This is a genomic window from Aequorivita vladivostokensis (assembly GCF_000952855.1).
In the GTDB taxonomy this organism is placed as follows: Bacteria; Bacteroidota; Bacteroidia; order Flavobacteriales; family Flavobacteriaceae; genus Aequorivita; species Aequorivita vladivostokensis.
In genome coordinates, this window is the sequence record NZ_JSVU01000011.1 from 46,143 (window position 1) to 72,450 (window position 26,308).

The following is a 26,308-nucleotide window of genomic DNA, read 5'->3' on the forward strand; positions in this document are numbered from 1 at the left end:
TTTATAAACTGAGATAATATGCCAATCTATAGAGATCGAAGATAACCAAGGAAGGGCGGGATGACAAGAGGTTTTTTTCCATCGTCCGACGGAAAATCTTATAAAATTTGGCCGCGGCTGGTTTTAAATGGTATTTTCTCAGGCTTTCGGCCTTTTTTGACAATGCTGTTTCTTCAGGTTTTATTAAGCCTTGATTAACAAAATTATGTAGGCTTTCTACAGATTCTAATGATTTGCGAAGAAATATTTTACTATTCTCCAAACCTAGGTGGACTACTGGATTGTCTATGTGAATAACCCCTACATTTTTTGCCTTGGCTTCTAAGGCAAAAAGTGTGTCCTCATGGCGTAAATTTGGTATTTCTTCGTTAAAACTCAATCTTGAAAATACCGCTTTTTTTATCAAAAAGTTTAATGTTAAAAAGCGTAGATGAGGCTGTTTCTGTCTTTCGGAAACGGAAAGGGCCTCCCGCTTTTTGCCATATTGCCACCGCAATATTTCTTCTTTCGGAGGTGGGTCTGTTTGGTAGATGATTCCGCCATAAATAATTTCAGTATCAATTGTTATGGAAGCTATGTACTTTTCCAAAAAATCATTCCTAATAACTTTTGTGTCTGCATCCAGAAAAAGCAGATTGTCAAACCTGGCATTTTTAGCCAAGAGATTTCGGATGGCACTTCTGCCTATGTTTTTCTTTAAAATAGAATAGGAGGCATTTGTTAAGTCATTAATAGCCTCATTGGCAGTTACGGGATTTGGGGAACAATCGTCGTACACATTTATTTCATAAGTTAGGGCTAATTTTTCGGCCTGTTTATGCAAGGATGCCACTAGCGGAAACACATTGTAATTATAAGTGGGAATAAGGATTGAAATCATTTGTTTGCAATTAACACGGTTTCTGCCATAAATCCGTAACGTTCGTTTTCTTGAAAAGTTCTGACTTCAACCTTTTGAAATCCGCTTTCGCACAATCTCTGCTGCAAGCCAGCTACTGAATACGTGCGCACATGGTCTTCCTGCCCAAAAGCTTCCAAACGCTCTTTTGGGGTCTTTTTTGAAAAATCTTCATAAATGTGGCCCGTCTTAAAAGGAGTTTGGATAAGGCAAGTTCCATTGTTTTTTAAAACGCGGTGCAATTCGGCCATTGCTTTTTTATCGTCTTCAATGTGTTCTAAAATATGGTAACAGATTATCAAATCGAAAAAATCTTCTTCCAAGGGAATTTGGGTAATGTCATAATGGTACTCAGCAATAAATTCATCTTCATAATCGGTGCTGAAATAATCTATATTTTGATTTTTATTCAGCAATCTGTAAATGCTTCGCGAAGGGGAAAAATGAAGCACTTTGCCTTGGAGTAAATTGTCAGAATTTAAGAGATGATAGAGCCTTCGTGTGCGAGGGCGGCTTCCACAAAAAGGGCAGAGCAGATCGCCATCGGGAATTTTTATGAACTTTTTTATACCCCTTGAACACACAGTACACTCATGATTTTTTCCCCGTAAGTGATATGCAAAAATAGAGCGGAAAAAAATCTCGTGTTCAAAAAGTATTCTTTTTGGGACTATGGACAGTGCTACTTTTTTAAGTGTTTGGTACATGCTGCTAAAATACAGCAATCTTTTGGGAAGAAGGAAATTTGTAATTCCATTAAGGTAAAAATCTTCCTTGTTCAATAATTTCAAAAAGATGTATCTTGTGAAAAAAGTTATCAAATAGTGCGCTCCCTTTATATAATCATGCTAAGTATTTTATTCTCATTTTCGGGTTATTGCCAGAATGACTCCTGGTTTTACCTGCGTGCACGCGATACTGCCTTTGTACCCACTTTTGAGAAAACTGGAGATTTTTTATATTACTCTGGAAATGATAAATTATTGAAAGCCGCTTTAAAAAATTATAACATTAAAATTTTCAAAAAGACCTGGAAAAACGCTAAAAAACAAAATTTGAAAAAAACTTTTTTTGTCGTTGCAGATAATCCAGCTTTGATGACCGATTTATTGCAGAACGCTTCCCATCTTTTTGAATTTGGTGAATTGATTGCCGAAGAGGATAAAAAGATATTTGAGCCCAATGACTATGGGCTCACCAGCACGATTGGAGAAAATTTGGGCGCTCAGGTAAATTTGGATTATTTAGATTTTTTGGAGGTGCCTAAAGCGTGGTATTACACCACTGGCTCGCGAGATGTTATTATTGGAATATCTGACGGGTCACTGGATTTGGAAGACAAGGAATTTGCCGGAAAAAGTAAGTCTATCAGAAAATCGAGCTTATCAAACGGTCATGGAATGGGAGTTGCGGAAATTGCCGCAGGCCAGGGAGATAATGCTTATGGCGTACCAGGGGTATGTTACGATTGCAGTATTTACGGTACCAGTTATAATCACTTCAGTACATTAGAGCAATTGGTTGAACTTTCGCAGTTGGGTGTTCAGGTAATAAATTGTAGCTGGGGCTTAACCCGTTATTATGAGACTGCCCAACAGGCTATTTATGAGATGCTGGAGAATGGAACAGTAGTAGTAGCCGTTGGGCACAATGAGCCTTTTTCTACATCCCACGGAAAACGGGTTTATTATCCTGCCGGATATGACAAGGTTATAGCAGTTTCTTCCGCATCGCATAGATATGAGCATTTTACTGAAAATATTCTGTATTTAGAGGAGAAGAAAATATATTATATAAGGGATATTCGCTATTATGTAGGCCAGACTGGGGGATTTAAGGATAATGATACGACTCAAATTCCCAAACTTTATCCTATAAGCATCAGCAATTTAAATAAAACAATCGATATAGTGGGGCCAGGCACAGGTATATTTCGATATTCAAAGTTTAAAATGGAAGGCAAGTTAGAGATGACAGAATTTAATCAAACCTCTATAGTTGCACCTTTGGTATCCGGCACTATCGGCCTCATGTTTTCACTTTATCCCTGTCTTCCCGCGGAAGAGGTTGAAACCATCCTAAAATTCACTTCTACCAATATAGACGACGTGGAGCCCAACAAACCCTATGCGGGAATGTACGGTGCGGGAATGCTGAATACAGGCCGGGCGGTAAAAATGGTTTTCGATATGTTTGCTGAAAAGGAACCCGTGAAAATTGAAAACCAGCGGTTCAGTCGCTGGGATTTTAAACTGACTTCTATTTCTGAAGTAGTTATGCAAAATCAGAAATTTACTGAAGAAGCAACTTTAAATCTTACCTCAAAAAAGCGAATTGTAATTTCTGAAAATACCGACCTAAGACCGAACGCGAAAGGGAAAATTCATCTTAAAATTGACCCAACGCTCAAAAAGGAATGCGAATTGCAGCTGCGCGACCCGAGCATTTTGAATGATTGAAAGTTAATTGGAAGGTTTTGGACAATGACTTTTGGAACCAGAGTTTCTGTAAACTGCGACTGCGACTGAAAACTGCGACTGAAAACTGAACTACTTATTTTCAAACCGTTTTCTGAACTACTTCAAAAATCTGGTTTTCATCACATTTTAAGGTTTTGGAAGGATACTTCAGCAACAGGGCATAATCGTGTGTTGCCATTAAGATGGTGTTGCCGTTTTTATTTATCTCACGTAAAACTTCCATTACTTCCACGCTCGTTTGTGGGTCTAGGTTTCCCGTAGGCTCATCTGCGAGAATAAGTTCAGGATCGTTCAAAAGAGCACGTGCAATGGCAACACGTTGCTGCTCCCCGCCCGAAAGTTGGTAAGGGTATTTAAAGGCTTTGGTTTTCATATCTACCTTGTCCAATACCTCGTTTATCTTGCTTTCCATCGCAGCTTTGTCCTTCCAACCGGTGGCCGTCAAAACAAAATTTAGATTGTCGCGCACCGTGCGATCGTTCAAAAGTTTAAAATCCTGAAAAACCACGCCCAATTTCCTGCGTAAAAAAGGAATATCCTTTTCTTTTAAGGTAGCCAAATCATATCCAACAATAGTGCCTTCGCCTTCCTGCAGTGGAAGATCGCCGTAAAGCGTTTTCATAAAACTACTTTTTCCCGTTCCCGTTTTTCCGATTAAATAGACAAATTCGCCTTTTTCCACTGAAACGGAAACATCCGAAAGAACTAGGTTGTCGCCTTGATAAATGGAAGCATCTTTTAAAAATAGTACGGTATCGGCCATTGGAATTATAGATTTACGATTTCGATTTCAAAAGTAATTTGAATTACTTCAAACTGCAACTGATTACTGCCAACATATTTACTTTTCTGAATTTTTTTCTTTCAATGCATCAATCTCCTTTTGCTGCTGAAGGGTGTAAAGCGTCAATTCCTCAATTTTTTGAAGCAAAATCAAGTTCATTTCTTTTAGTGAAATTCCCTCCGTCCGCATCGTTTCGGCAGAAGGCACATTTGGCAGATGATTGTTTTCTTTTAAAAATGCTTCCAATTCTTCCAAAGAAATCAAACTGTATTCCGGCATCATTTCTGAAATACCGTTGAAATAGTTTTCAAAAACATAATCCGGAGCAACGGCACCGTCGAGATCTACCAAAACTTCCTGAGTGTGGATTTTTCCTTTTACGGTCAACAGTTCGTCGGGATTTGTGGTGCCAATTCCAATCTTTCCATCTTTCTCCGAAAGGTTTTTGAATGGGTTGCGCTGGGCGGTGGCTGAAAAACAAAACAGCAGAACAATTGCAATTACGATTTTGGGTAACAATTTTTTCATGACGAATAATTTTTATAAAAATAGGGGTTATTTTTTGAATCAAACATTTTTGATTTTTACCATCGCAAACGCAAACGCAAACAATAACAATAGATAGAGACAAGGCATGCCTTGTCTCTATCAATCAATCAATTAATCCATGCGTTAATTATTGAATTTATCGCCCCGCCAATTCTGCGGATTTTTGATAATATAATTTTCAATTCGGTTATATTCCGCGTGGTTGCGAATAATATGGTCGTGAAACCCCGCCTGCCAACCATTTTCTATTTCCAATCGGTTGGCGTGGCGCGTAACCGCCGATTTATACGAACCCACGATGGACGAAATGGTGTTTTTTCCGATATTTTGGAACCGTGTTTTCCCCGGGGATATTGGTTGCCCCGTATTAACCGGGTTATCCGGTTTATCAATCAATAAAATCCCGTGAATATGATTGGGCATAACCACAAATTCGCCCAACGAAACGAATTTTGAATGATTTGGAATTTCATGCCACAAAATATCAACAATAACCCCCAACGATGAAAAAACCATTTTCCCATTCGTTATTTCCCCAAAATAATGATTCCTGTTTTTGGTGCAAATGGTTATAAAATAGGCGCCGTTCCAGCCGTAGTCCCACCATTGGGCGCGGATGGATTCAATTCTATATTTTCCCCTAAATTTCGCCACTTTTCAATTGACATTCAAATCTTTGAAATGAAATTCTAATTCTTAAAAATAAAGAATATTTGCATAAAAATCTGAAATGTAATTTATTGCCATTTGTAGCGTTATATTCCTAAGAAAATCCACCAAAAAACCATTCGTTAATTAAACCTTAAAAATTTACAGTATCGCCGAAAGCTACATTTAAAGTTAAATATCTTTACGCCACAAAAACTGTAAATAATGATAAAGAATTTTCTTGTTTTTTCACTTATCCTATTCCTTTCATTTTCGTCCTTTTCACAGCAAACAGCGGTCTTTACAAATGACCTTGCCGATTTCAACCAAGCGCTGGAATTATATAACAACGGGCAGTTTTTAGCCGCGCAAAGTCTTTTTGACAAAATAAAAAACAGCAGCGAAGACGAAACCGTGCAGAGCGATTGTGCCTATTATATTGCCAATGCGGCGGTGAGATTGAACCAGCAAAACGCCGACCAGTTGATGGAGGAATTTGTGGAGAAATATCCCACGAGTTTGAAGCGAAATTCTGCATTTATAGATGTCGCAAACTATTATTTCGAAAACGGAAAATATTCACATGCCCAAAAGTGGTACGATAAGGTTGATACTTCAAATTTAAGTCGAAGTGAGCAGGAAAGTTTCAATTTCAATAACGGATACGTCTATTTTAAGGCGAAGCGATATGACGAGGCGAAAAACTATTTCAACAAGGTTTCCACTTCGCAGAAATATGGCTCGCAGGCGAAGTATTATCTGGGTTTTATCGCTTACGAAGGCGACGATTATGAGGAAGCCAACAAAAATTTTGAGGAAGTAAAAGGCGAGGAGCGCTATTCCGAAGACCTTAGTTATTACCAAGCCGATATGAATTTCAAACTCGGCAATTTCGAAAAGGCCATCGAAATGGGGAAGGAGCAATTTGATAAATCCAGCCCGCAGGAAAAAAGCCAACTTTCAAAAATTATTGGTGAGAGCTATTTTAACCTTGGCCAATATGCCGAAGCCATACCTTATTTAAAGGAATACAAGGGTTTTCGCGGCAAATGGAACAATACCGATTACTACCAATTGGGCTATGCCTATTACAAACAGGGCGATTACGAAAGTGCCATTGGCGAGTTCAACAAAATTGTGGACGGAAGAAACGCCGTGGCCCAAAACGCCTATTACCATTTGGCGGAAAGTTATCTGGAACTCGACAAAAAGCAGGAAGCGCTGAACGCTTTTAAAAATGCTTCGGAAATGGATTTCAGTGCCGAAATTCAGGAAGATGCTTATTTGAATTACGCAAAACTGAGCTACGAAATTGGGAACAGCTACAAAAGCACGCCGCAGGTTTTGCTTTCCTTTATTGAAAAATACCCAAACAACGTCAATAATGATGAGTTGAAACGATTGTTGATCGACAGTTACATCACTTCAAAAAATTACAAAGAGGCGTTGGATTTGCTGGAAAACAACAAAAACTTTGCTGATGAAGCGGCCTATCAAAAAGTTGCTTTTTACCGTGGAATTGAATTGTACAATGAAGCCGATTACTATGAAGCGATTTCGTTTTTTGACAAAAGCCTGAAATATCCCAAAAACCAGGATTTTAATGCGCGCGCGACCTATTGGAAAGCTGAGAGCGATTACCAGCTCTCAAATTTTGAAAAATCGTTGGCGGGCTATAAAAAGTTTGCGCAAATGCCGGGCGCACAGAACACTTCGGAATATAAAAATTTGAAATACAATTTGGCGTACAACCAGTTCAAACTTAAAAATTATACTGAAGCCATTTCAAACTTCAAAAGTTACGTCAGTTCTTCTTCCGCTGAAACCGTCCGAAAAAAGGATGCATTACTGCGATTGGGCGATAGCTATTTCGTGACAAGCCAATATTGGCCCGCAATGGAAAATTACAACGCCGCAATCGATTTGGGCGGCGATAACGATTATGCGCAGTTTCAAAAAGCCATCAGCTATGGTTTTGTGGACCGAAGCGAAAAGAAAATCGAGGAACTGATTGCCTTCATAAAAAAATATCATAAATCCGTTTACCGCGACGATGCCTTGTATGAATTGGGAAATACCTACGTGGCGCAAAACAGGACCAACGAAGCGATTTCGGCTTACGACCAATTGGTCCGCGATATTCCGAACAGCGGTTTTGTTTCAAAAGCACTGTTGAAAAAGGCGTTGATTTATGAAAATGCCGGAAAAAGCAACGAAGCGCTGACTATATTTAAACGGGTAACAAAGGATTTCCCAAGCACGCCCGAAGCGTTGCAAGCGGTTTCTTCGGCAAAACTCATTTATATAGATCAGGGCAATGTTGACGAATACGCCCGCTGGGTAAAAACCTTGGATTACGTACAAGTGGGCGACACCGAACTTGACGACGCGGCTTATGCAGCGGCAGAACAGCCATATTTGGAAAACAAACAGAGTCAGGCGCAGAGCCGTTTTGAGGATTATTTGCAGCAATTTCCCAATGGTCTGCACGCCCGAAATGCGCATTTCTATTTGGGACAGATTTATTTCGCTGACGGAAGAAGCGATCAAGCCATTCCGCATTTTGAATATGTTGTGAACCGCGAGCGAAGCGAATTTACCGAACAGGCTTTGGCGCGGGTTTCAGAATTGTATTTGGGTAAAAAGGATTACCAAAACGCTTTAACATATTTAACCCGTTTGGAAACCGAAGCCGATTTTCCGCAGAACATCATTTTCGCGCAGACCAACAGTATGAAGGCTTCGTATGAATTGAAACAATATTCCGAAGCAGTAAATTATGCCGAAAAAGTACTTCAGAATTCAAAAATTGACAACTCCATAAAAAGTGATGCGCAAGTGATTATTGCTCGTTCGGCGATGAAAACCAACAATGAAGCAAAAGCAAAAACCGCTTACGCAGAAGCCCAAAAAATCGCTACCGGACAGCTAGCTGCCGAAGCACTTTATTTCGATGCTTATTTCAAAAATAAGGAAGGAAATTTTGAAGGCTCAAATGCTTCCGTGCAGAAATTGGCGAAGGATTATTCGGGCTATAAACTCTACGGCGCTAAAGGTTTGGTGCTGATGGCGAAGAATTTTTACGCTTTGAAGGATGCGTACCAAGCGACCTATATTTTGGAAAGTGTGACCAAAAATTTCACAGATTTCCCAGAGGTAGTTGAAGAAGCAAAAACAGAACTCGCAGTAATTAAAAATGCGGAGGCAAAAACCAATTCTTCCGTTGAAACCGGCGGAAACTAAGCAATTATTTTAAAACGATATTACTATAAATATGTCAAAGAAACGCATAGTATTATTTTCAATCGCAACAATATTATTGTTCAATCTTTCGATGTTTTCGCAGGAAAAAGAACTCGATCCTGAGGTTGTAAATATTGTAAAGCCATATACACCCACAATTTCGGATGCCTTTAAAGTAAAGGAAACCCCTGAATTGAACGATTCCATTTCAACCACAAAAAAGGAGGTGAAATACAGCATTTTCTCGGTTCCGGTGGCTTCCACTTTTACACCTGCGAAAGGCAAGGCTACTACAGTTGAAAAGGCAAAACCCATAAAATTATACGATAATTACGCAACGCTGGGCTTTGGAAATTACACTTCCATTTTGGGTGAGTTTTACAGCAATTTTGAAATCAGCCGAACCGATAACGCTGGATTTTTCTTTCGGCACAATTCTTCGCAGGGCGATATAAAGGATGTGAAATTGGACAATAAATATTACGATACCAGCCTTGATGCGAATTATACAAGCAGACAAAAAGATGCAACCTATAGGCTCGATGCTGGCGTGGAGCATCAAATATACAACTGGTACGGTTTGCCCGAAGATTACGTAACGTATCCCGATAATGTGATTGCTGATATTGATCCGTTGCAAATGTATTTCAGCGGTTACGCAGGCGGAAGTATTGCGTTGGACGATTCGTTTTTTGAAAAGGCGGCATTGAATATCCGCTATTTGGGCGATGCGTTTTCTTCTTCGGAATTTAATGCTACTTTGAAGCCTGAGTTTTCATTTCCGTTGGAAAATTTGACTTTTAATATTGACGGCGATATCGATTATTTAAGTGGAAGTTTCGACAGAAATTACACAAACACTTCAGTCATTAAATACAGTTATTTAAACGCGGGCTTGGCACCGTCCATCACTTTTGTAAATGATGATCTTTCGGTTTCGCTGGGTGTTGCAGCATATGTGAGTTTGGATTCCGAAAACAGCGACACGGACTTTTCGTTATACCCAAGATTGAATGCCTCGTATCGTTTATTGGACGAAACCGTGATTGTTTACGGAGGGGCAGAAGGCGGGCTTCAGCAAAATTCCTACTATAATTTTAAGGAAGAAAACCCATTTGTTTCGCCTACCTTAAATATTGCTCCAACTAAAAAACTCTACGAAGGTTTCGGCGGAATTAAAGGGAAAATCTCTAATTCCGTGGCTTATAATGTTCGGGCTTCTTATGGAAAAGATGAAAATCGCGCGCTTTTTCAAATGAATCCTTTAAAGATTTACAACGCGAATTTTGAAGGTTATGAATTTGGAAACTCTTTCAATGTAGTTTATGACGACGTGAATACGCTTGCTTTTTTCGCGGAGCTAAAAGTGGAGGTTTCGAATACATTCACATTGGGAATTAACGGAACCTATAATAGTTACAGCACAGATTTACAAAGTGAAGCGTGGAATCTAACCGATTTAAAGGCTTCGGTGTTTTCAGATTTCAACATAACCGAAAAATTATACGGTGGCGCTTCCTTGTTTTACGTGGGCGAGCGTAAGGATTTGGTTTATAATAATGATCCTTTCGGGAATTCCATAAATCAAGAGGTAACTTTGGATGGCTACGTTGATGCCAATCTTCACTTTGGGTATAGATTCACGGATAGGCTTTCAGCATTTGTAAAGGGCAGCAACCTTTTTGGCGATAATTACGAAAAGTGGCTTAACTATCCCGTGCAGGGAATCCAAGGATTGGCGGGAGTTACTTATAAGTTTGACTGGTAATTAGTTGTCAAAATTTTCAGTAACTTTGAAAAAAAGCAGAAAATGAAAGCCGCACTTCAAATAGAAATAACCTTCGAGCAAATTCTTGCTTTGATAAAAAGTTTGCCAAAAAAGGAAAGAATTAAACTTTCAAAGGAATTGGAAAGGGAGATTATAGATTCAAAATTGTCAAAATTGCTTGAAACCTTTAAAACCGATGAGCTTTCACTTGAAACTATAGATGCCGAGGTGGAAAAAGTTAGACAAGATATCTATGACGAACAAAAACGTTAAGGTTATTTTCGACACCAATGTTTGGATAAGTTTTTTAATAGGAAAAAGACTTGGAAATATAAAGAGTCTCATTGTAAATGGCAACATCCGGATTGTTTATACTGCACAATTAATTGAAGAAATAGAACGAGTAACCAAAAGGCCAGCACTTCAAAAATATTTTCCCGAAGAGAAGGTGTCTGAATTAATTGAATTTCTTGAAGCAATTGGAACAAACGTTCAAATAAGGCCTATCCATTTCATAAATCGCGACCCAAAGGATAATTTTTTACTGGATTTGATAAACTTTTCCAAAGCGGATTATTTAGTAACGGGAGATAAGGATTTGATACTACATAACCCGTTCGAAACTGCAAAAATTTTATCCCCAGCTGAATTTGAAAAAGTAATTGCGGAAATTGATTAATTATTAAAAATGGCTGCAATATTCGATTCAGGGAATTCAAGGATTGGCGAGGTTACCTATAAGTTTGACCGGTAAGTTTTTCAGTTGTATCTTCGTTTTAAATATTTGCAATATGTTGACCAAAAAGATAGTACAATCACATTTATCTAAATTACCTGACGAATTTTCCATTGATGATTTAGTGGAAAGACTTATTCTTATTGAGAAAATTGAAAAAGGAATTTCACAGTCTAATAATGACGAAGTAATTTCGGACGCGCAATTGGATATCGAACTGGAAAAATGGTTCAAATAAATTAGACAAAACAATCCAAGGATGATTTAAAGGACATTCTTGATTATATTTCCAAGGATTCAGTAAAAGGAAATTATAGAATTATTTACAGGATAGTTTCCAAAAAACGTATCGATATTCTGACGGTCCATCATTCTTCCCGCAATCTATCAAAGCGAAAAATATATTAAAACATCCGTCTTTGGCGGATGTTTTCTATTTTTACACCTCAATAAAATCAACCATGAAAAAATTATTACTCTTATTACTGACTACGACAGCTATTGCATCCTGTGCCCCAGATAAACTTCCGGCAGACTTATTGATTAAAAATGCAACAATTTATACGGTCGATAAAGATTTCAGCACGGCAAATGCACTTGTGGTAAAAGATGGAAAAATCCTCGAAATAGGCCTAAAACCCGAACTCGAACTGAAATACAATATTAAGAAAACCTACGACGCCAAAGGCAATACCGTGGTTCCCGGGCTGATTGATGCCCACGCCCATTTGTACGGCCTCGGCCTCAGCCTGCAAAATGTGGATTTGATCGGCACTACCAGTTTTGAAGAAATTTTGGGGCGAGTGGTGGCATTTCAGGAAGAAAAGAATATGCCCTATATCATTGGCCGCGGGTGGGACCAAAACGATTGGGAGGATAAAAATTTCCCCACTAAAAAAGAGCTAGATTCCCTCTTTCCCGAAACTCCGGTGGCGTTACAACGGGTTGATGGCCACGCGTATTTGGTAAATTCAAAAGCATTGGAGCTTGCCGGAATTACTGCCAAGACGAAAGTGACCGGAGGCGAAGTTGTTTTGGAAAATGGCGAACCCACGGGCGTAATCATCGATGCCCCAATGGCCTTGGTGAGAAAAACTTTTCCCGAAATTACCAGTGAAGTTTCAGCCGAAGCCCTTTTGGAAGCCGAAAAAATCTGCCTGCAATATGGTTTGACAACGGTAGATGACGCTGGCTTGGGAAGAAATATTATCGAATTGATCGATACGCTTCAAAAGCAGGGAAAATTCAAGCTCCGGATGTATGCGATGGTAAGCAACGATCCAAAAAATCGCGACTATTATTTGAACAAAGGCATCTATAAAACCGACAGATTGAACGTTCGTTCCTTTAAAGTGTATGCCGATGGCGCGCTGGGTTCCCGCGGTGCCGCGATGCGCGAGCCGTACAGCGATATGCCCCACCATTTTGGGGCGATGATTACTACGGCAGATAGTCTGGATTATCTTGCTGAAAAAATTGCCGCTTCCGAATTTCAGATGAACACTCACGCGATTGGCGATTCTGCGAATATTGCCGTGCTTCGGGCGTATAAAAAAGCCTTGGAAGGGCAGACCGATAGACGTTGGCGCGTGGAGCATGCGCAGATAATTTCGGCGTCCGATTTCGATTATTTTAACGACAACAATAACATTCTTCCGTCGGTACAGCCCACCCACGCTACCAGCGATATGTATTGGGCCGAGGATAGAGTGGGAGCGGAACGGATGAAGGGCGCCTATGCCTATAAAAAATTACTCGATAAAGCAGGAATGGTTGCCTTGGGAACCGATTTTCCGGTGGAGCACATAAACCCGATGTACACCTTTTACGCTGCCGTTGCCCGAAAGGATTTAAAAAATTACCCCGAAAACGGTTTTCAAATGAAGGATGCTTTAACCCGTGAAGAAGCCCTAAAAGGTATGACTATTTGGGCAGCTTTTGCAAATTTTGAGGAAAACGAAAAAGGAAGTATTGAAGTCGGTAAATTTGCTGATTTCACCATTCTCGATAAGGACATTATGAAGATAGAAGAAGCCGAATTGCCCAAAACGAAAGTAGTGGCAACATTCATTAACGGCGAATTGGTTTACGAAGCCAAATAAATAAACTCTGTGTCCTCTGTGCCTCCGTGGTTATTTTTTACCACAGAGCCACAGAGAGCACAGGGAAAAATCAAAGATGGAAAACATCCTAAAACAACTTCCCCAAAAAGCAAGGGAAGCCGAAGCAGAAAACAAAAAGTTTTTCGCCAAGCTGAAGAAAAAGCCGCCCAAACATCTGGACAGTTTAATGCAGGAATTGCACGAAGCAGAATTTAAAAGAACAGATTGTTTAACGTGTGCTAACTGTTGTAAAACCACCGGCCCACTTTTTACGGATAAGGACATCGAGCGTATTTCAAAACATTTCCGAATGAAACCGCAGCAGTTCATCGAAGCCTATTTGCGGATTGACGAAGATAAAGATTACGTGCTGCAAAGCGTTCCCTGTACTTTTTTGGGAGCCGATAATTACTGTAGCATTTACGACGTACGCCCGAAAGCTTGTCGCGAATTTCCACATACAGACAGAAAAAAGTTTCAACAGATTTCAAACCTAACGATGAAAAATGTCGCCATTTGCCCAGCGGCTTATAATATTGTGGAGGAAATGAAACGAAGAATTAAGTAGGCAGTCGCAGTCGCAGTTTTCAGTTGCGGGGAATTTGCGACTGAAAACTGCGACTGAAAACTTTTTAAGGATAAAGTAAATATTTCGCTCGAATCTTCTGAAAATTAGCAAGCCCATCCTTCCAAGAACCCCGAATTTCTTCCGCAGATAAACCTTGCTCAATTTGTTTTTGCAATTTGTCAGTTCCGGCGAGTTTTACAAAAAACGAATTGAAAAAATCTTTCTTTCCTGCCTTGCCGGCAGGCAGGTTCCCGTTGGCGTTGTAAGCATCGATCAACCATTCCAAATTGATTTTGCTCAAGCGCGGTTCGTTTCTAAGATCTTTTCCGTGGCAAAGCTGCCCTTTAAATTTTGGGTTTTTTGCTCCTTCATTTGCTTGGGGCGTGTATTCAAAAGTATATGTTGATGCAGGCAAACTTGGTGCGCCAAAAACCTGAAATTGCATATCCGTGCCGCGGCCGGCGTTTATAAATGTACCTTCAAAAAAGCATAGGCTGGGGTAGAGGTTTATGGATTGGGCGTTCGGCAAGTTGGGCGATGGTTTTATGGGTAATGAATATGGAGTTTCATGCGTGTAATTTTGCATTTCAACCACAGTCAAGTCGCATTTTATTTTATCTTTTAACCAACCTTCGCCATTTATCATCTGTGCATATTCGCCAATAGTCATTCCATGAACTACTGGAATTGGATGCATTCCTACAAAACTTTCGTTTTCAGGTTCCATAATTGGACCGTCAATATAATGCCCGTTGGGGTTTGGCCTGTCTAAAACAATAACGGGAATTCCAGCTTCCGCGCAGGCTTCCATCACACAATGTAGTGTAGAAATATAAGTGTAAAATCGCGCGCCCACATCCTGTATATCAAAAATCACAAGGTCAATTCCTTTTAATTGTTCCTGCGATGGTTTTTTATTGCTTCCGTAAAGTGAAATTAGGGGAACCCCAGTTTTAGAGTCGATTCCATCCTTCACGTGCTCGCCGGCATCGGCAGTGCCTCGAAAACCGTGCTCTGGCGCAAAAACTTTTTTTACCGAAACTTTTTTCGAAATCAAAAAATCAACAAGATGTTGGTTCTCATTTTCTAAAAAAGAAGTCTGATTCGCAACTACGCCCACATTTTTACTCTTTAACAATTCAGAGTAAAGTTGAAATTGCTCCGCGCCAACGATGATTTGTGCGTCTTGAGTCTTGAGTCCTGTTTCCTGACTCTCTTTTTTCTCTTCACTTTGTTCTTTCTTCTCAACCGAACTTCCGCACGAAATAATAGTTAAAACAACCAATAAAACTGTATTTTTGAAAAAAGTTAAGCCCATAAAATCGTAGTGAATTTCGAATTTTTCATCGCTCGGCGCATCATTGCTTCCAAGGACTATAAAAGTAGTATTTCGGCACCGATAATAAAAATTGCAATCACCGCAATTGCGCTCGGCATTATTATGATGCTCGTTTCCATTGCCACGGGCGTAGGACTTCAAAAAAAGATTCGCGAAAAGGTTTCGGCCTTCAATGGCGATATTATTATCACTAATTTCGACACCAACTTTTCCAACGATTCCCAAAACCCAATTTCAAAAAACCAGGATTTTTATCCAACTTTCAAAAACATTGAAGGAATAAAACACGTGCAAGTTACCGCTTCAAAAGGCGGCGTAATCCGCACCGAGACCGATTTTGAGGGCGTGGTGGTAAAAGGCGTTGGCGACGATTATGATTGGGAATATTTCAAGGATTATTTGGTTGAGGGAAAACTGCCCGATTTTAAAGGCGATTTAAATGAGGACATCCTGATTTCGGAATATTTAGCGAATAGGCTACATCTGAAACTGGGCGATAAAGTAACTACTTTTTTTCTGAACGATGAAGTTTCCAAAACTCCTCGCAGCCGTGGTTTTGATATTGTGGGAATTTACAACAGCGGCTTTCAACAGTTTGACGAACAATTTATAATAACGGACATTCGCCACATTCAGCGACTGAACAAATGGGAAGCCGACCAAATCGGCGCCTTTGAGGTTTTTGTGGATGATTTTGATGAAATAGTCCCAATTGGCAACGAAGTTTATAACGAAACCGGAAGCACGCTCGACACACAGACCATCCGCCAAAAATATGCCTCTATCTTTGAGTGGCTGGACCTTTTTGACTTCAACATTATAATGATTATTGGAATAATGATTTTGGTGGCGGGCATCAATATGATTACCGCTTTGTTGGTTTTGATTTTGGAACGCACCCAAATGATTGGGATTCTAAAAGCCTTGGGCAGCAGCGACTGGAGCGTGCGGAAAGTGTTTTTGTATAACGCCATGTACTTAATTGGCGTCGGTCTTTTTTGGGGAAATATTATAGGGATTGGTTTACTTTTAATACAGAAATACGGTAAAATTTTCAAACTAAACCCAGATACTTATTACGTAAACGAAGCCCCAGTTTATTTGCATTGGGACTATATTTTAATATTGAACGCAGGCACATTTTTGCTCTGCCTATTAATGCTTTTGATACCTTCTTTTATTATTTCAAAAATTTCTCCTGTGAAGGCCATACGGTTTGAGTAACGAACTTAGACCCCAAAGGTCTAAAAATCTTTGGGGTCTTTTTTTTAATCGATAATTTATCAAGCTCATAAAAATCTCCCTTCCTTTGGAGGGGCTGGGGGAGGACTTTTTTATACCTTTGCACTTCTAAAATTTGTTATGGAATACGCAGAAAATATATTGGGAACCATCGGCAATACGCCCATGGTGAAAATCAACAAAATAATTGGGGATATCCCCGCTTTGGTGCTCGCCAAATATGAAACTTTCAACCCGGGAAATTCGGTAAAGGATAGAATGGCCGTAAAGATGATAGAAGACGCCGAAGCCGACGGAAGATTGAAGCCCGGCGGAACAATTATCGAGGGAACCTCCGGAAATACAGGGATGGGCCTCGCACTTGCCGCAATCGTAAAAGGCTACAAAATGGTCTGCGTAATCAGTGATAAGCAAAGCAAGGAAAAGATTGATATTTTGAAGGCCGTGGGCAGCAAAGTAATTGTTTGCCCAACAAACGTAGCCCCAGAGGATCCACGAAGCTATTATTCCACATCAAAACGATTGGCGGAGGAGACGCCCAACAGTTGGTACGTAAACCAATACGACAATCTCAGCAACACCAAGGCACATTACGAAAGCACGGGCCCGGAAATCTGGAAGCAGACCGACGGAAAAGTAACCCATTTTGTAGTGGGCGTGGGCACTGGCGGTACCATCAGCGGCGTAGGGAAATATTTAAAGAAACAGAACCCAAATGTAAAAATCTGGGGAATTGATACCTACGGAAGTGTTTTCAAAAAATACCACGAAACGGGAATTTTTGACGAAAACGAAATCTATCCCTACATCACCGAAGGAATTGGCGAAGATATTCTTCCGAAGAATGTGGATTTCAGTGTTATTGACGGTTTTGTAAAAGTAACCGATAAAGACGCCGCTATTTATACCCAAAAACTCGCCAAGATGGAAGGTTTCTTTTTAGGGAATTCAGCCGGAGCGGCGATAAAAGGCTTACTTCAACTTAAGGATAAATTCACAAAAGACGATGTGGTAGTCGTTCTTTTCCACGACCACGGAAGCCGGTACGTTGGCAAAATGTACAACGATGAGTGGATGCGCGAGCGCGGATTTGTGGAGGATGAAGTTAAAAACGCTTCGGATTTGATTCAAGAACACGCAGATAAACCTTTAATTACAGTAAAAACGGAAGAACTGGTTGGCCACGCTATCGAAAGGATGAAAAAATACCACATCAGCCAAATTCCCGTGGAGGACACTACTGGCTTTGTGGGCGCCGTGGACGAGACCGATTTGCTTCGGAAATATCTGGAAAACAAAAACGTGGCAGATCTTCCGATAAAAGAAGTAATGCACAAACCTTTCCCAATTGTAAAAAAGAGCACCTCAATTGAAGAAATTTCAAAACTGATCCACAAAGAGAACAATGCCGTTTTGGTCGATTTGGGCGATGGGAAATACAATATAATTACGAAGCACGATATAATAAGAGCCTTGTAATTTTCCACCGCGAATTCACGAATGATATATAATTATTCGTGAATTTGTGGTTACGATCTCCAATAAATAATTCGTATTTTTATGCTACTATGAAAAACGAAGCCAAAAAATTATTTCGATTTCTTCGCACCAAGCCGGTACCCGCAAATACCAATGAAATATTGGCACTGGAGCGTACCAAACTGGCCAACGAGCGTACGCTGCTGTCCTACATTCGTTCTTCGTTATACTTACTTTTGGGCGGAATTGGAATCTTGCAATTAAAGGATTTTGAGAGCATAAAATGGTTGGGCTATGTGGCCCTTGCGGTTTGTGTGATTTTTTTGGCCGTCGGCATTTTTAGGTATGTGTTGCTATCGCGCAGGCTTTACAAATGGAACCGTATTCTTTTTGTGGATACCATTTCAGAAAAAGTTCAAAAACAGGCAGATACACAGGAAAAATTACAAAAGGAAGAGGCGGAGGCATAATATTTTTCGCTATATTTATCTCACAGTTTAACACTCCCCACTAAAATAGTTTCAAATGAAAGAGGATTTTCTGCACTACGTGTGGAAATTTCAGAAGTTTGACGTGGGCGGTATTTGCACTTCAAATGGTGAAATTTTACACATAAAAAACCCCGGGAGTCATAACCAGAACTCTGGCCCTGATTTTTTTAATGCCCAGATTGAGTTGGATGGCCAACTATGGGCCGGCAATGTGGAAATTCACTTAAAGTCTTCCGATTGGTATGCCCATGCCCACGAAACCGACGCGGCGTATGACAACGTGATCCTCCACGTAGTATGGGAACACGATGCCGAAATTTACAGAAAGGACGGCTCCGCGATTCCCACTTTTATTTTGAAAAAACACGTTCCGAAAACCACCCAAGAGCACTACCAAAAGCTGTTTTCAAAGGAAAAAAAATGGATCAACTGCGAAAATGATTTTGCTTCAATAGACGAGTTTACTGCGGAAAATTGGTTGGAAAGACTGTATCTGGAACGGCTTCAAAGAAAAGAAAAGATACTTCTGAAGGAGCTGAAAGAAACTCAAAACCACTGGGAAAGTTTACTTTTTAGAATGCTTTGTAAAAATTTTGGCTTGAAGGTAAATGGCGATTCCTTTTTCAGCGTTGCCAAATCGATTGATTTTTCGGTAGTAAAAAAATGTAGCCAGGAACGGCAAGATTTGGAGGCCCTTTTAATGGGGCAGGCTGGGTTACTGGAAGGCGATACGGAGGATTGGTATTTCAAAACGCTGAAAACCCGTTATGGATATTTAAAGCACAAATTCCAACTGGACAATGCAAATGTAATTGTCCCGAAGTTTTTCAGGCTGCGTCCACCGAACTTTCCCACGGTGCGCCTGGCACAGTTCGCGATGCTCTATTTTGAGCAGCCCAGCCTTTTTTCAAAAGTAATTTCCGGAAAAAATTTAGAAGCGTTTTATGAATTGTTCAACGTAGCGGGAAGCGAGTATTGGGACACGCATTACAATTTTGGGATTGGTTCCTTGCAACGCAAAAAACGCGTTTCCAAGAGCTTGATGGATCTTTTGGTAATCAATACCATTATACCTATTAAGTTTTGCTATGCGGTTCAACAGGGCCGGGACATTTCTGACGAAATATTGGAACTGGCCGCCAAAATTTCTTCGGAAGAGAATGCCATCGTCAAAAAGTTCAATTCTTTAAAAAAGATATCAAAAAGCGCAGGCCACAGTCAGGCATTGCTTCACCTTAAAACGGAATATTGCGACAAGAACCGATGTTTGCAGTGCGCCATTGGCAGTTCTATAATTGGCACGGTCGCCCAGCCCGAAGTAAGAGGGATAATGGAAAATTGACTTTTTCCTTACCTTGACTTTCAATTTAAAGCGGAAAAAAGTGTAATTTGCAGCTATGTTGCAAGCAGTATATTCATTGCGCCATTATCTTGAAAAACGAGGCTTTTATGTGTCTTCCAGATTGGCCGATAGGTTGGGAATGCGCGCCAAGAGCGTTCGGCTATTTTTTATTTATGTTTCCTTCGCCACTTTCGGAGTGGGCTTTGCCATCTATCTTACTTTGGCTTTCCTTTTAAAACTGAAGGATCTTGTGAACACAAAACGAACTTCGGTCTTTGATTTATGAAGCAACTTTATAATTCCAAAATAGCCATTGCTGTTTTCTTGCTCCTCGTTGTCTTTGCCACAGGAGTGATAGCATTTAGGTTTTTCTCAGACTATAGTTGGATTGATGCTTTTTATATGACTGTAATAACCATAACAACTGTTGGTTATGGCGAAGTCATGCCTTTGAGCCCTGCAGAAAAAATATTTGTGTCGCTTCTTATCATTTCCAGTATCTTTATCGTTGGGTACGCCATTTCAGTAATTACCGAATATATTTTAAGTAAGAACATAGGTGTTTTAAGACAGAAAAAAGTGCAGAAAAAATTGGAATCCATGCATAATCATATTATTGTTTGCGGATATGGCAGAAACGGCAAGCAGGCAGCCCAGAAATTATTGGCTTATAACCGTCCTTTTGTTATTATTGAAAAGGACGAAGATGTTATAGACCGTTTTTCGGATGAGAAGAATCTTTTTATCCTTGGCAATGCCATTGAAGACGATGTACTTTTAAAGGCTGGGATTCAAAGAGCCGCAACGCTTATCTGCGCCACCCCAAACGATGCCGACAATCTTTTTATCGTACTATCGGCCCGGCAGATGAACAAAAATCTTAAAATTATAAGCCGCGCCAGTGAAGAGACCAGTTATAAAAAACTGAAACTTGGCGGGGCAGATAATGTAATAATGCCCGATAAAATTGGCGGCGACCATATGGCTTCCCTAGTGGTAGTGCCAGATCTCGTGGAGTTTTTGGATAATTTGACCGTTTCGGGCCAGCAGGATAGCATCAACGTAGAGCAAATACCGTTTGAAAATATGTGCCCCGACGGTAGGGAACAGGCTATTCATGATTTGGATGTCAGAAAGAAGACCGGCTGTTCCATAATTGGCTACCGATCACCTTCGGGAGAATATATTGTAAATCCCGAACCCTCCCTAATACTTAAAAAAAATTCTAAACTTATATTGATCGGGCGCCCCGAACAAATAGAAAGCTTGAAGAGAGAATACGGTGTTTAAGGAAACGTTAACAAATTTCCTTTTAATTTTTTGAAATTGTAGATTTTTTTAAGCATCTTGCTTCGTTTTATTTTTTAAAACGTTAAATCTTAAAATTCCACTATGAAGAAATATCTTCTTTCGCTAATCACACTTTTAATACCAATCATCACCTTTGCGCAGAATAACTCAGCTTCTGACCGAGTTGATGCAATTTTCCAAAAATACACGGGCTGGTTTGTTGATTTAATTTTTTATGAAATCCCGTTTTCGGAATCCTTCCAGATTCCTTGGGTTCTTATCGTTTTAATCGGAGGGGCGTTCTATTTCACAATCTATTTCAAATTAATAAACTTCACAGGTTTCGGTACTGCAATTCGGGTAGTTCGCGGAAAATATGAAGACATTGAAAAACACGGCGCCGATACACTTTACGGCGACGTAACGTCAAACGAGCAGGAAAATTTGATAGAGACTATCCGCGATGACAGCGCAGATGGCGAAGTTTCCCACTTTCAGGCTTTAACCGCAGCACTTTCCGCAACGGTAGGTCTGGGAAATATTGCCGGAGTAGCAGTGGCACTTTCCATTGGCGGACCGGGAGCAACCTTCTGGATGATCGTGGCAGGTTTACTGGGTATGGCGTCCAAATTTGCCGAATGTACCCTGGGTGTAAAATTCCGCGACGTGGGGCCGGACGGGACCGTTTACGGCGGGCCTATGTATTATCTTAAAAAAGGTCTGGGTCAAAAAGGTCTGGGTGGACTTGGAAAAGTACTTGCTATTCTTTTTGCAATATTCGTAATCGGGGGTTCTTTTGGCGGTGGAAATATGTTTCAGGCCAATCAGGCCGCAGCGCAGTTTGTGCAGCTTTTTGAACTGCAGGGAACGAGTGCTGCCATTTGGTTTGGAATTGCAATGGCTATAATAGTAGCAGTTGTAATCATTGGAGGTATTAAAAGAATTGCCAAGGTAACAGAAAAGATAGTTCCATTTATGGCGGGTATTTATGTTTTGGGAGCCATTGTAATCTTGGTTGCCAATTACCATCATATAGGTGATGCGTTTGCGTTGATTTTTGAAGGAGCCTTTAGTGGTCTCGGTATTGCCGGTGGATTGGTAGGGGTAATGATACAGGGAATTCGTCGTGGTGCATTTTCAAATGAAGCGGGTGTAGGTTCCGCGGCTATTGCCCACTCTGCAGTACGAACCAAATATCCTGCTTCCGAAGGAATTGTTGCACTTTTGGAACCGTTTATCGATACGGTTGTTATCTGTACTATGACCGCCCTGGTTATTGTAATTACCAATTTTGACAATAACATTATTCAATATGGAGTAGAAATCAACGAAGGGGTAGAACTTACCGCCACCGCATTTGATAGTGTAATTCCGCACTTCTCTGTAGTACTGACCGTAGCTGTTATTTTATTTGCCTTTTCTACAATGATCTCTTGGTCCTACTACGGAATGCAGGGCTGGGTATATCTCTTCGGAAGAGGAAAAGTTACCGAGCTTATTTATAAACTGTTATTTTGTATCTTTATATGGGTTGGGTCGGTTATTAGCCTCGGGTCGGTTATCAACTTCTCCGACGCCATGATTTTCGCGATGGTAGTGCCTAACATAATTGGTGTTGTGTTATTAACGCCGGTTGTACGAAAAGAATTGAATCGCTATATGAAGGCTATCCGTACCAAGCATGAAGCCATTGATGATGGTTTGGAAGATATGCAGAAACATATGTAAAAACGAAACAGTATGGAACTAAAATCCCACTTCACGTTCAGCAAGCAGCAACGGAGTGGGATTTTGCTTTTGTTGTTGCTCATTGTTTCATTATTATGTGTTTATTGGTTCGTTGATTTTTCGGAAGAAGATACTTTGGATATTTCTTCATCCGAAATTGTCTCAATGCAAAAAGAAATTGATTCGCTTCGTACAGTTGAAATCGAAAATAAAAAGCCAAAAAAATATCCCTTCAACCCAAATTTCATTACAGATTACAAAGGTTATACTTTGGGAATGACCAATGAAGAAATAGACCGTTTGCTGCAATATAGAAAGGGGGGCAAATGGATCAATTCCGCGGCAGATTTTAAAAAGGTTACGGGAGTTTCAGATTCGTTGTTGAATGCATTGAGTCCGTATTTTAAATTTCCCGATTGGGTCAACAATCCGAAGCCGAGAAGTGATTTCAAAGATTATAAAAGCGAAAAAGGCTTTAACGAGAAAACTTTTTCACAAAAAATAGATCTCAATATCGCTACGGAAGAGCAGTTACAGCAGGTTAGTGGTATTGGCGAGGCATTGAGCAAACGAATTATTTTGTATCGCGAAAAATTGGGTGGATTTTCACATGATGTGCAATTATATAGCGTTTACGGATTGGAACCTTCGGTGGTACAGCGCGCACTTAATTTTTTTACAGTAAAAACTCCAAAACAGATAACGAAGATAAATGTGAACACGGCCTCTGCTTCCGACATCTCCACCGTACCGGGAATCTCTTTTGAAATGGCAAAAAAAATCTGGGAGTTCAGGCGTCTGCGTGAAAAAGTAACTACCACTGAGGAACTGGCCAAAATTGAAGGAATGACGGAAAGAAAGTTACAGCTAATTCAGTTATATTTGTCCGTTGAGTAAATTTTCTAAATCGCCGAAAGGCTCATAAATAATAGTTTTGCATCGCATGGATAAAATGTATTTTACAGAAGAACACGAATTTTTTAGAAAGAGTTTTCAGGATTTTCTTCAAAAGGAAGTTGTCCCTCATATAGAAAAGTGGGAGAAAACCGGCCATATAGAACGTTTCATTTGGGAGAAATTTGGCGAGATGGGCTATTTCGGAATCTATCAGCCCGAGGAATATGGTGGCCTGGATCTCGACCTTTTTTATACCGTAATCTTTTTGGAAGAACTTCAAAAGGTGAATAGCGGCGGTTTTGCGGCGGCAATGTGGGCGCACGCCTATTTGGCGATGACGCACCTTAAAAAAGAGGCCAACCACGAGCAAAAGGAAAAATATCTTGCACCGAGTATAACTGGTGAAAAAATAGGCTGTCTTTGCATTACCGAACCTTTCGGAGGTAGTGATGTTTCCGGGATGCGGAGTACTGCCGTAAAAAAAAGCGATAGTTACATTCTGAACGGTTCCAAAACATTTATCACCAACGGAATTTATAGCGACTATCTGATTGTAGCGGCAAAAACAGCTCCCGAATTGGGCAACAAAGGAATAAGCATTTTCGTGGTGGACCGCGATGCAAAAGGCGTTTCCGCAACCAAACTCGATAAATTGGGCTGGCGCGCTAGCGATACTGGAGAGATTGCCTTTGACAATGTGGAAATTCCCGCGGAAAATTTGATGGGCGAGGAGAACAAAGGTTTTCCGTACATCATGCAACATTTCGCCTTGGAGCGTTTGATTATGGGTATTAACGCCCATGCCCGTAGCGAGTTTGCCTTGGAATATACCATTCAATATATGAAGGACCGTTTTGCTTTTGGAAAAAGTATTTCAAAATTTCAGGCGTTGCGGCACCGCGTTGCACAACTTGCCAGTGAAATTGAGGTATGCAAGAACTTTAACTACGTTACGGCGAAACGGTTGAATGAAGGGGAATATGTGGTAAAGGAAGCCACAATGAGCAAACTCATTTCCACCAAAGTTGCCGATGAGGTAATGACCGAATGCCTGCAATTTTTGGGCGGCTATGGCTATATGGAAGATTACCCATTGGCGCGTTTACTGCGTGATAGTAGGCTTGGGCCCATTGGTGGTGGAACTTCCGAGATTTTACGTGAGATAATTGCGAAGATGGTTATTGAGGGCAAGGAATATAAGCCGGCGACATAATTTATTCATAATTCTAATTTCAGGAAATGAAGCATTTCACTTTAAAAAGTCTTTTCACCTTATTTATTTTTTTCATCACAGCAACAACCTTCGCCCAAACTGAGCTAAAAGGTAAGGTTGCGGATTTCTTAACATTTCAGCCCATTGAAAGCGCCAGTGTTTATATTGAAAACACAACTATCGGCTCCATAACCAATGCCGATGGAAATTTCGTTTTGAAAGTGCCACAGCAACATTTGCAGGATACGTTGGTTATTTCTTCCATCGGGTACAAAAGCTTTAGGGTTGTAATTAGTGAATTTGAAAATGGCTCCGATATTTTTTTGGAAGAAGACGTCGCCTCGCTGGATGAAGTGGTAATCGTAGCAGATCCGCGCCCCACAACCGGAAATGGTATTGTTGAGAGAGCCATTGAAAAACTTCCGAAAAATCTTCCCGAGCAAGCCTACCTTCAAAAGGGATTTCTGCGCCACAAAGAGCGCAACAAAAAGGAATACAAATGGCTTATTGAAAGCGCCATCACCTTATACGATTCCAGTTATGCTGCCGGAGCAAAGGACAACCTAAAAATAAACGTGGACGAAACTCGTAAAAGTTATGATTTAAGGGATGTTGATAGCCTGTTTACCTATTCCGCTTATTTAAAAAGCATGAATTCAAAGGCCTCAAATTTGAATAGAAATTCGATTAAAACTTCCTCTTTAATTGAAGCCATAAAATGGAACGACAGCCGCGTGAATGGCTTGGAGAATCTTTTTAAGGGCAAGCTCAATTTGGTCCGCAATTCAAATGTTACCGGTGCTTTGTTGGGGAAAAATATGTTGGAAAAGCATCAGTTTGAACTCGATACTATTTTAGTTGACAACGGACGAAAAATCTATAAAATTAAAATTGAAAAAGGTACTGATTTTGTTGGGCTGAACACGCCGAACATCTACAACGAAGGTTTTGAGCCCAAGGGATGGATCTATATTTATTACGACAATTACGCCATCAAAAAAGTGGAGTATGAACTTGTTGCCGCATCTGACGTACAGAAAAAACGCAGCAAGAGTCTTTTTGATACGCAGACCATCCACAAACTGGTAATGACCTATAAGGATTACGACGGAAAAATGTATCCGAATTATATCTACTACGAAACCCCAAAACTAGTAAACACGGGCGACCGTTCTTCCGATAGGATAAAGACCGAGGCCGAACCGGGATTTGACAAGGACGAACAGTATTACTACACCATTCAGGAAATTTTATTCAGCGACATCATCCAAGATCCGGAACTCGTAAAACAGGAACTGCGACAAAACGATTGGTCCGCAGATATTTTTTCAAGTAAGCCTTACAATGAATCTTTTTGGAAAAGTTACAACGTTTTGTTGGAGAGTAAAGAGGAGGAGAAGCTTATACAGGATTTGAGCAAACGTGCATCTTTGTATAAAGAATAACTTTTTTTAAAAAAAGTCACAAGTCATAACTCATAACTCATAACTATTTTCTATTTTTGCCGCCCT

Annotated in this window: 24 protein-coding genes; 18 read left to right on the top strand and 6 right to left on the bottom strand. The window is 40.3% G+C overall.

Annotated features, from left to right (window positions below):
* Window position 1 precedes the first annotated feature (1 nt).
* Complete coding sequence (locus tag MB09_RS13995; protein WP_045081551.1) at window positions 2-880, bottom strand: glycosyltransferase family 2 protein; 879 nt, start codon at window positions 878-880, stop codon at window positions 2-4.
* The gene (locus tag MB09_RS14000) at window positions 877-1,482 is read right to left on the bottom strand and encodes a class I SAM-dependent methyltransferase (RefSeq protein WP_240484846.1); all 606 of its coding nucleotides are present in this window, start codon (window positions 1,480-1,482) and stop codon (window positions 877-879) included. The genes MB09_RS13995 and MB09_RS14000 overlap by 4 nt, the downstream gene beginning before the upstream one ends.
* 471 nt (window positions 1,483-1,953) lie before the next feature.
* Between MB09_RS14000 and MB09_RS14005 the strand changes: the two genes are divergently transcribed.
* Window positions 1,954-3,357: a S8 family peptidase gene (locus MB09_RS14005; RefSeq protein ID WP_165586716.1), complete on the top strand. Its 1,404-nt coding sequence runs from the start codon at window positions 1,954-1,956 to the stop codon at window positions 3,355-3,357.
* Between the two features lie 100 nt (window positions 3,358-3,457).
* Here the strand turns inward: MB09_RS14005 and MB09_RS14010 are convergent, their stop codons facing one another.
* The 3 genes from MB09_RS14010 to MB09_RS14020 all read right to left on the bottom strand — a co-directional run bounded on the left by MB09_RS14010 (window position 3,458) and on the right by MB09_RS14020 (window position 5,365).
* A complete protein-coding gene (locus tag MB09_RS14010; RefSeq protein WP_045081553.1) occupies window positions 3,458-4,141 on the bottom strand; it encodes a cell division ATP-binding protein FtsE in 684 nt (227 codons plus the stop codon).
* Between the two features lie 78 nt (window positions 4,142-4,219).
* On the bottom strand, window positions 4,220-4,690 hold the full coding sequence (locus MB09_RS14015) for a tail fiber protein (protein ID WP_052671410.1): 471 nt from the start codon (window positions 4,688-4,690) through the stop codon (window positions 4,220-4,222).
* A gap of 144 nt (window positions 4,691-4,834) precedes the next feature.
* Window positions 4,835-5,365 (bottom strand): transposase, encoded by a 531-nt coding sequence (locus MB09_RS14020; RefSeq protein WP_045081554.1) that lies wholly within the window; start codon window positions 5,363-5,365, stop codon window positions 4,835-4,837.
* A 219-nt stretch (window positions 5,366-5,584) separates the two neighbouring features.
* On the opposite strand from MB09_RS14020, the gene MB09_RS14025 reads away from it, so the two are divergent.
* From MB09_RS14025 to MB09_RS14055, 7 genes are all read left to right on the top strand, one after another.
* Window positions 5,585-8,602 carry a tetratricopeptide repeat protein gene (locus MB09_RS14025; RefSeq protein WP_045081555.1) on the top strand — a complete coding sequence of 1,006 codons (3,018 nt, stop codon included), beginning with the start codon at window positions 5,585-5,587 and terminating at the stop codon, window positions 8,600-8,602.
* A gap of 31 nt (window positions 8,603-8,633) precedes the next feature.
* A complete protein-coding gene (locus MB09_RS14030; protein WP_045081556.1) occupies window positions 8,634-10,370 on the top strand; it encodes a TonB-dependent receptor in 1,737 nt (578 codons plus the stop codon).
* A gap of 42 nt (window positions 10,371-10,412) precedes the next feature.
* On the top strand, window positions 10,413-10,643 hold the full coding sequence (gene vap15 / locus MB09_RS14035; protein WP_045081557.1) for a type II toxin-antitoxin system VapB15 family antitoxin: 231 nt from the start codon (window positions 10,413-10,415) through the stop codon (window positions 10,641-10,643).
* Window positions 10,624-11,049, top strand: a complete 426-nt coding sequence (locus MB09_RS14040; protein ID WP_045081558.1) for a putative toxin-antitoxin system toxin component, PIN family — start codon at window positions 10,624-10,626, stop codon at window positions 11,047-11,049. The genes vap15 and MB09_RS14040 overlap by 20 nt, the downstream gene beginning before the upstream one ends.
* Window positions 11,050-11,161: 112 nt before the next feature.
* Window positions 11,162-11,344: a hypothetical protein gene (locus MB09_RS14045; RefSeq protein WP_045081559.1), complete on the top strand. Its 183-nt coding sequence runs from the start codon at window positions 11,162-11,164 to the stop codon at window positions 11,342-11,344.
* A gap of 223 nt (window positions 11,345-11,567) precedes the next feature.
* Window positions 11,568-13,208, top strand: coding sequence for an amidohydrolase (locus tag MB09_RS14050; protein WP_045081560.1), 1,641 nt, complete (start codon window positions 11,568-11,570; stop codon window positions 13,206-13,208).
* 76 nt (window positions 13,209-13,284) lie between these two features.
* Window positions 13,285-13,776: a YkgJ family cysteine cluster protein gene (locus MB09_RS14055; protein WP_045081561.1), complete on the top strand. Its 492-nt coding sequence runs from the start codon at window positions 13,285-13,287 to the stop codon at window positions 13,774-13,776.
* Window positions 13,777-13,840: 64 nt separating this feature from the next.
* Here MB09_RS14055 and MB09_RS14060 read toward each other — a convergent pair whose 3' ends face one another.
* On the bottom strand, window positions 13,841-15,094 hold the full coding sequence (locus MB09_RS14060; RefSeq protein WP_045081562.1) for an exo-beta-N-acetylmuramidase NamZ family protein: 1,254 nt from the start codon (window positions 15,092-15,094) through the stop codon (window positions 13,841-13,843).
* 9 nt (window positions 15,095-15,103) lie between these two features.
* Here MB09_RS14060 and MB09_RS14065 point away from each other — a divergent pair, with 9 nt between their 5' ends.
* The 10 genes from MB09_RS14065 to MB09_RS14110 all read left to right on the top strand — a co-directional run bounded on the left by MB09_RS14065 (window position 15,104) and on the right by MB09_RS14110 (window position 26,242).
* Window positions 15,104-16,339 carry an ABC transporter permease gene (locus MB09_RS14065; RefSeq protein WP_045081563.1) on the top strand — a complete coding sequence of 412 codons (1,236 nt, stop codon included), beginning with the start codon at window positions 15,104-15,106 and terminating at the stop codon, window positions 16,337-16,339.
* Between the two features lie 138 nt (window positions 16,340-16,477).
* Window positions 16,478-17,836 carry a pyridoxal-phosphate dependent enzyme gene (locus MB09_RS14070; protein ID WP_045081564.1) on the top strand — a complete coding sequence of 453 codons (1,359 nt, stop codon included), beginning with the start codon at window positions 16,478-16,480 and terminating at the stop codon, window positions 17,834-17,836.
* A gap of 89 nt (window positions 17,837-17,925) precedes the next feature.
* Window positions 17,926-18,306 (top strand): DUF202 domain-containing protein, encoded by a 381-nt coding sequence (locus tag MB09_RS14075; RefSeq protein WP_045081565.1) that lies wholly within the window; start codon window positions 17,926-17,928, stop codon window positions 18,304-18,306.
* 55 nt (window positions 18,307-18,361) lie between these two features.
* Window positions 18,362-19,669 carry a DUF2851 family protein gene (locus tag MB09_RS14080; RefSeq protein ID WP_045081566.1) on the top strand — a complete coding sequence of 436 codons (1,308 nt, stop codon included), beginning with the start codon at window positions 18,362-18,364 and terminating at the stop codon, window positions 19,667-19,669.
* Between the two features lie 55 nt (window positions 19,670-19,724).
* Complete coding sequence (locus MB09_RS14085; RefSeq protein ID WP_045081567.1) at window positions 19,725-19,955, top strand: PspC family transcriptional regulator; 231 nt, start codon at window positions 19,725-19,727, stop codon at window positions 19,953-19,955.
* Window positions 19,952-20,959 carry a potassium channel family protein gene (locus MB09_RS14090; RefSeq protein WP_045081568.1) on the top strand — a complete coding sequence of 336 codons (1,008 nt, stop codon included), beginning with the start codon at window positions 19,952-19,954 and terminating at the stop codon, window positions 20,957-20,959. The genes MB09_RS14085 and MB09_RS14090 overlap by 4 nt, the downstream gene beginning before the upstream one ends.
* A 102-nt stretch (window positions 20,960-21,061) precedes the next feature.
* Window positions 21,062-22,687: an alanine/glycine:cation symporter family protein gene (locus tag MB09_RS14095; RefSeq protein WP_045081569.1), complete on the top strand. Its 1,626-nt coding sequence runs from the start codon at window positions 21,062-21,064 to the stop codon at window positions 22,685-22,687.
* A 12-nt stretch (window positions 22,688-22,699) separates the two neighbouring features.
* On the top strand, window positions 22,700-23,584 hold the full coding sequence (locus tag MB09_RS14100; protein ID WP_045081570.1) for a ComEA family DNA-binding protein: 885 nt from the start codon (window positions 22,700-22,702) through the stop codon (window positions 23,582-23,584).
* Between the two features lie 46 nt (window positions 23,585-23,630).
* A complete protein-coding gene (locus tag MB09_RS14105; protein ID WP_045081571.1) occupies window positions 23,631-24,797 on the top strand; it encodes an acyl-CoA dehydrogenase family protein in 1,167 nt (388 codons plus the stop codon).
* Between the two features lie 26 nt (window positions 24,798-24,823).
* The gene (locus MB09_RS14110) at window positions 24,824-26,242 is read left to right on the top strand and encodes a carboxypeptidase-like regulatory domain-containing protein (protein WP_045081572.1); all 1,419 of its coding nucleotides are present in this window, start codon (window positions 24,824-24,826) and stop codon (window positions 26,240-26,242) included.
* The last annotated feature ends 66 nt before the right edge of the window (window positions 26,243-26,308 follow it).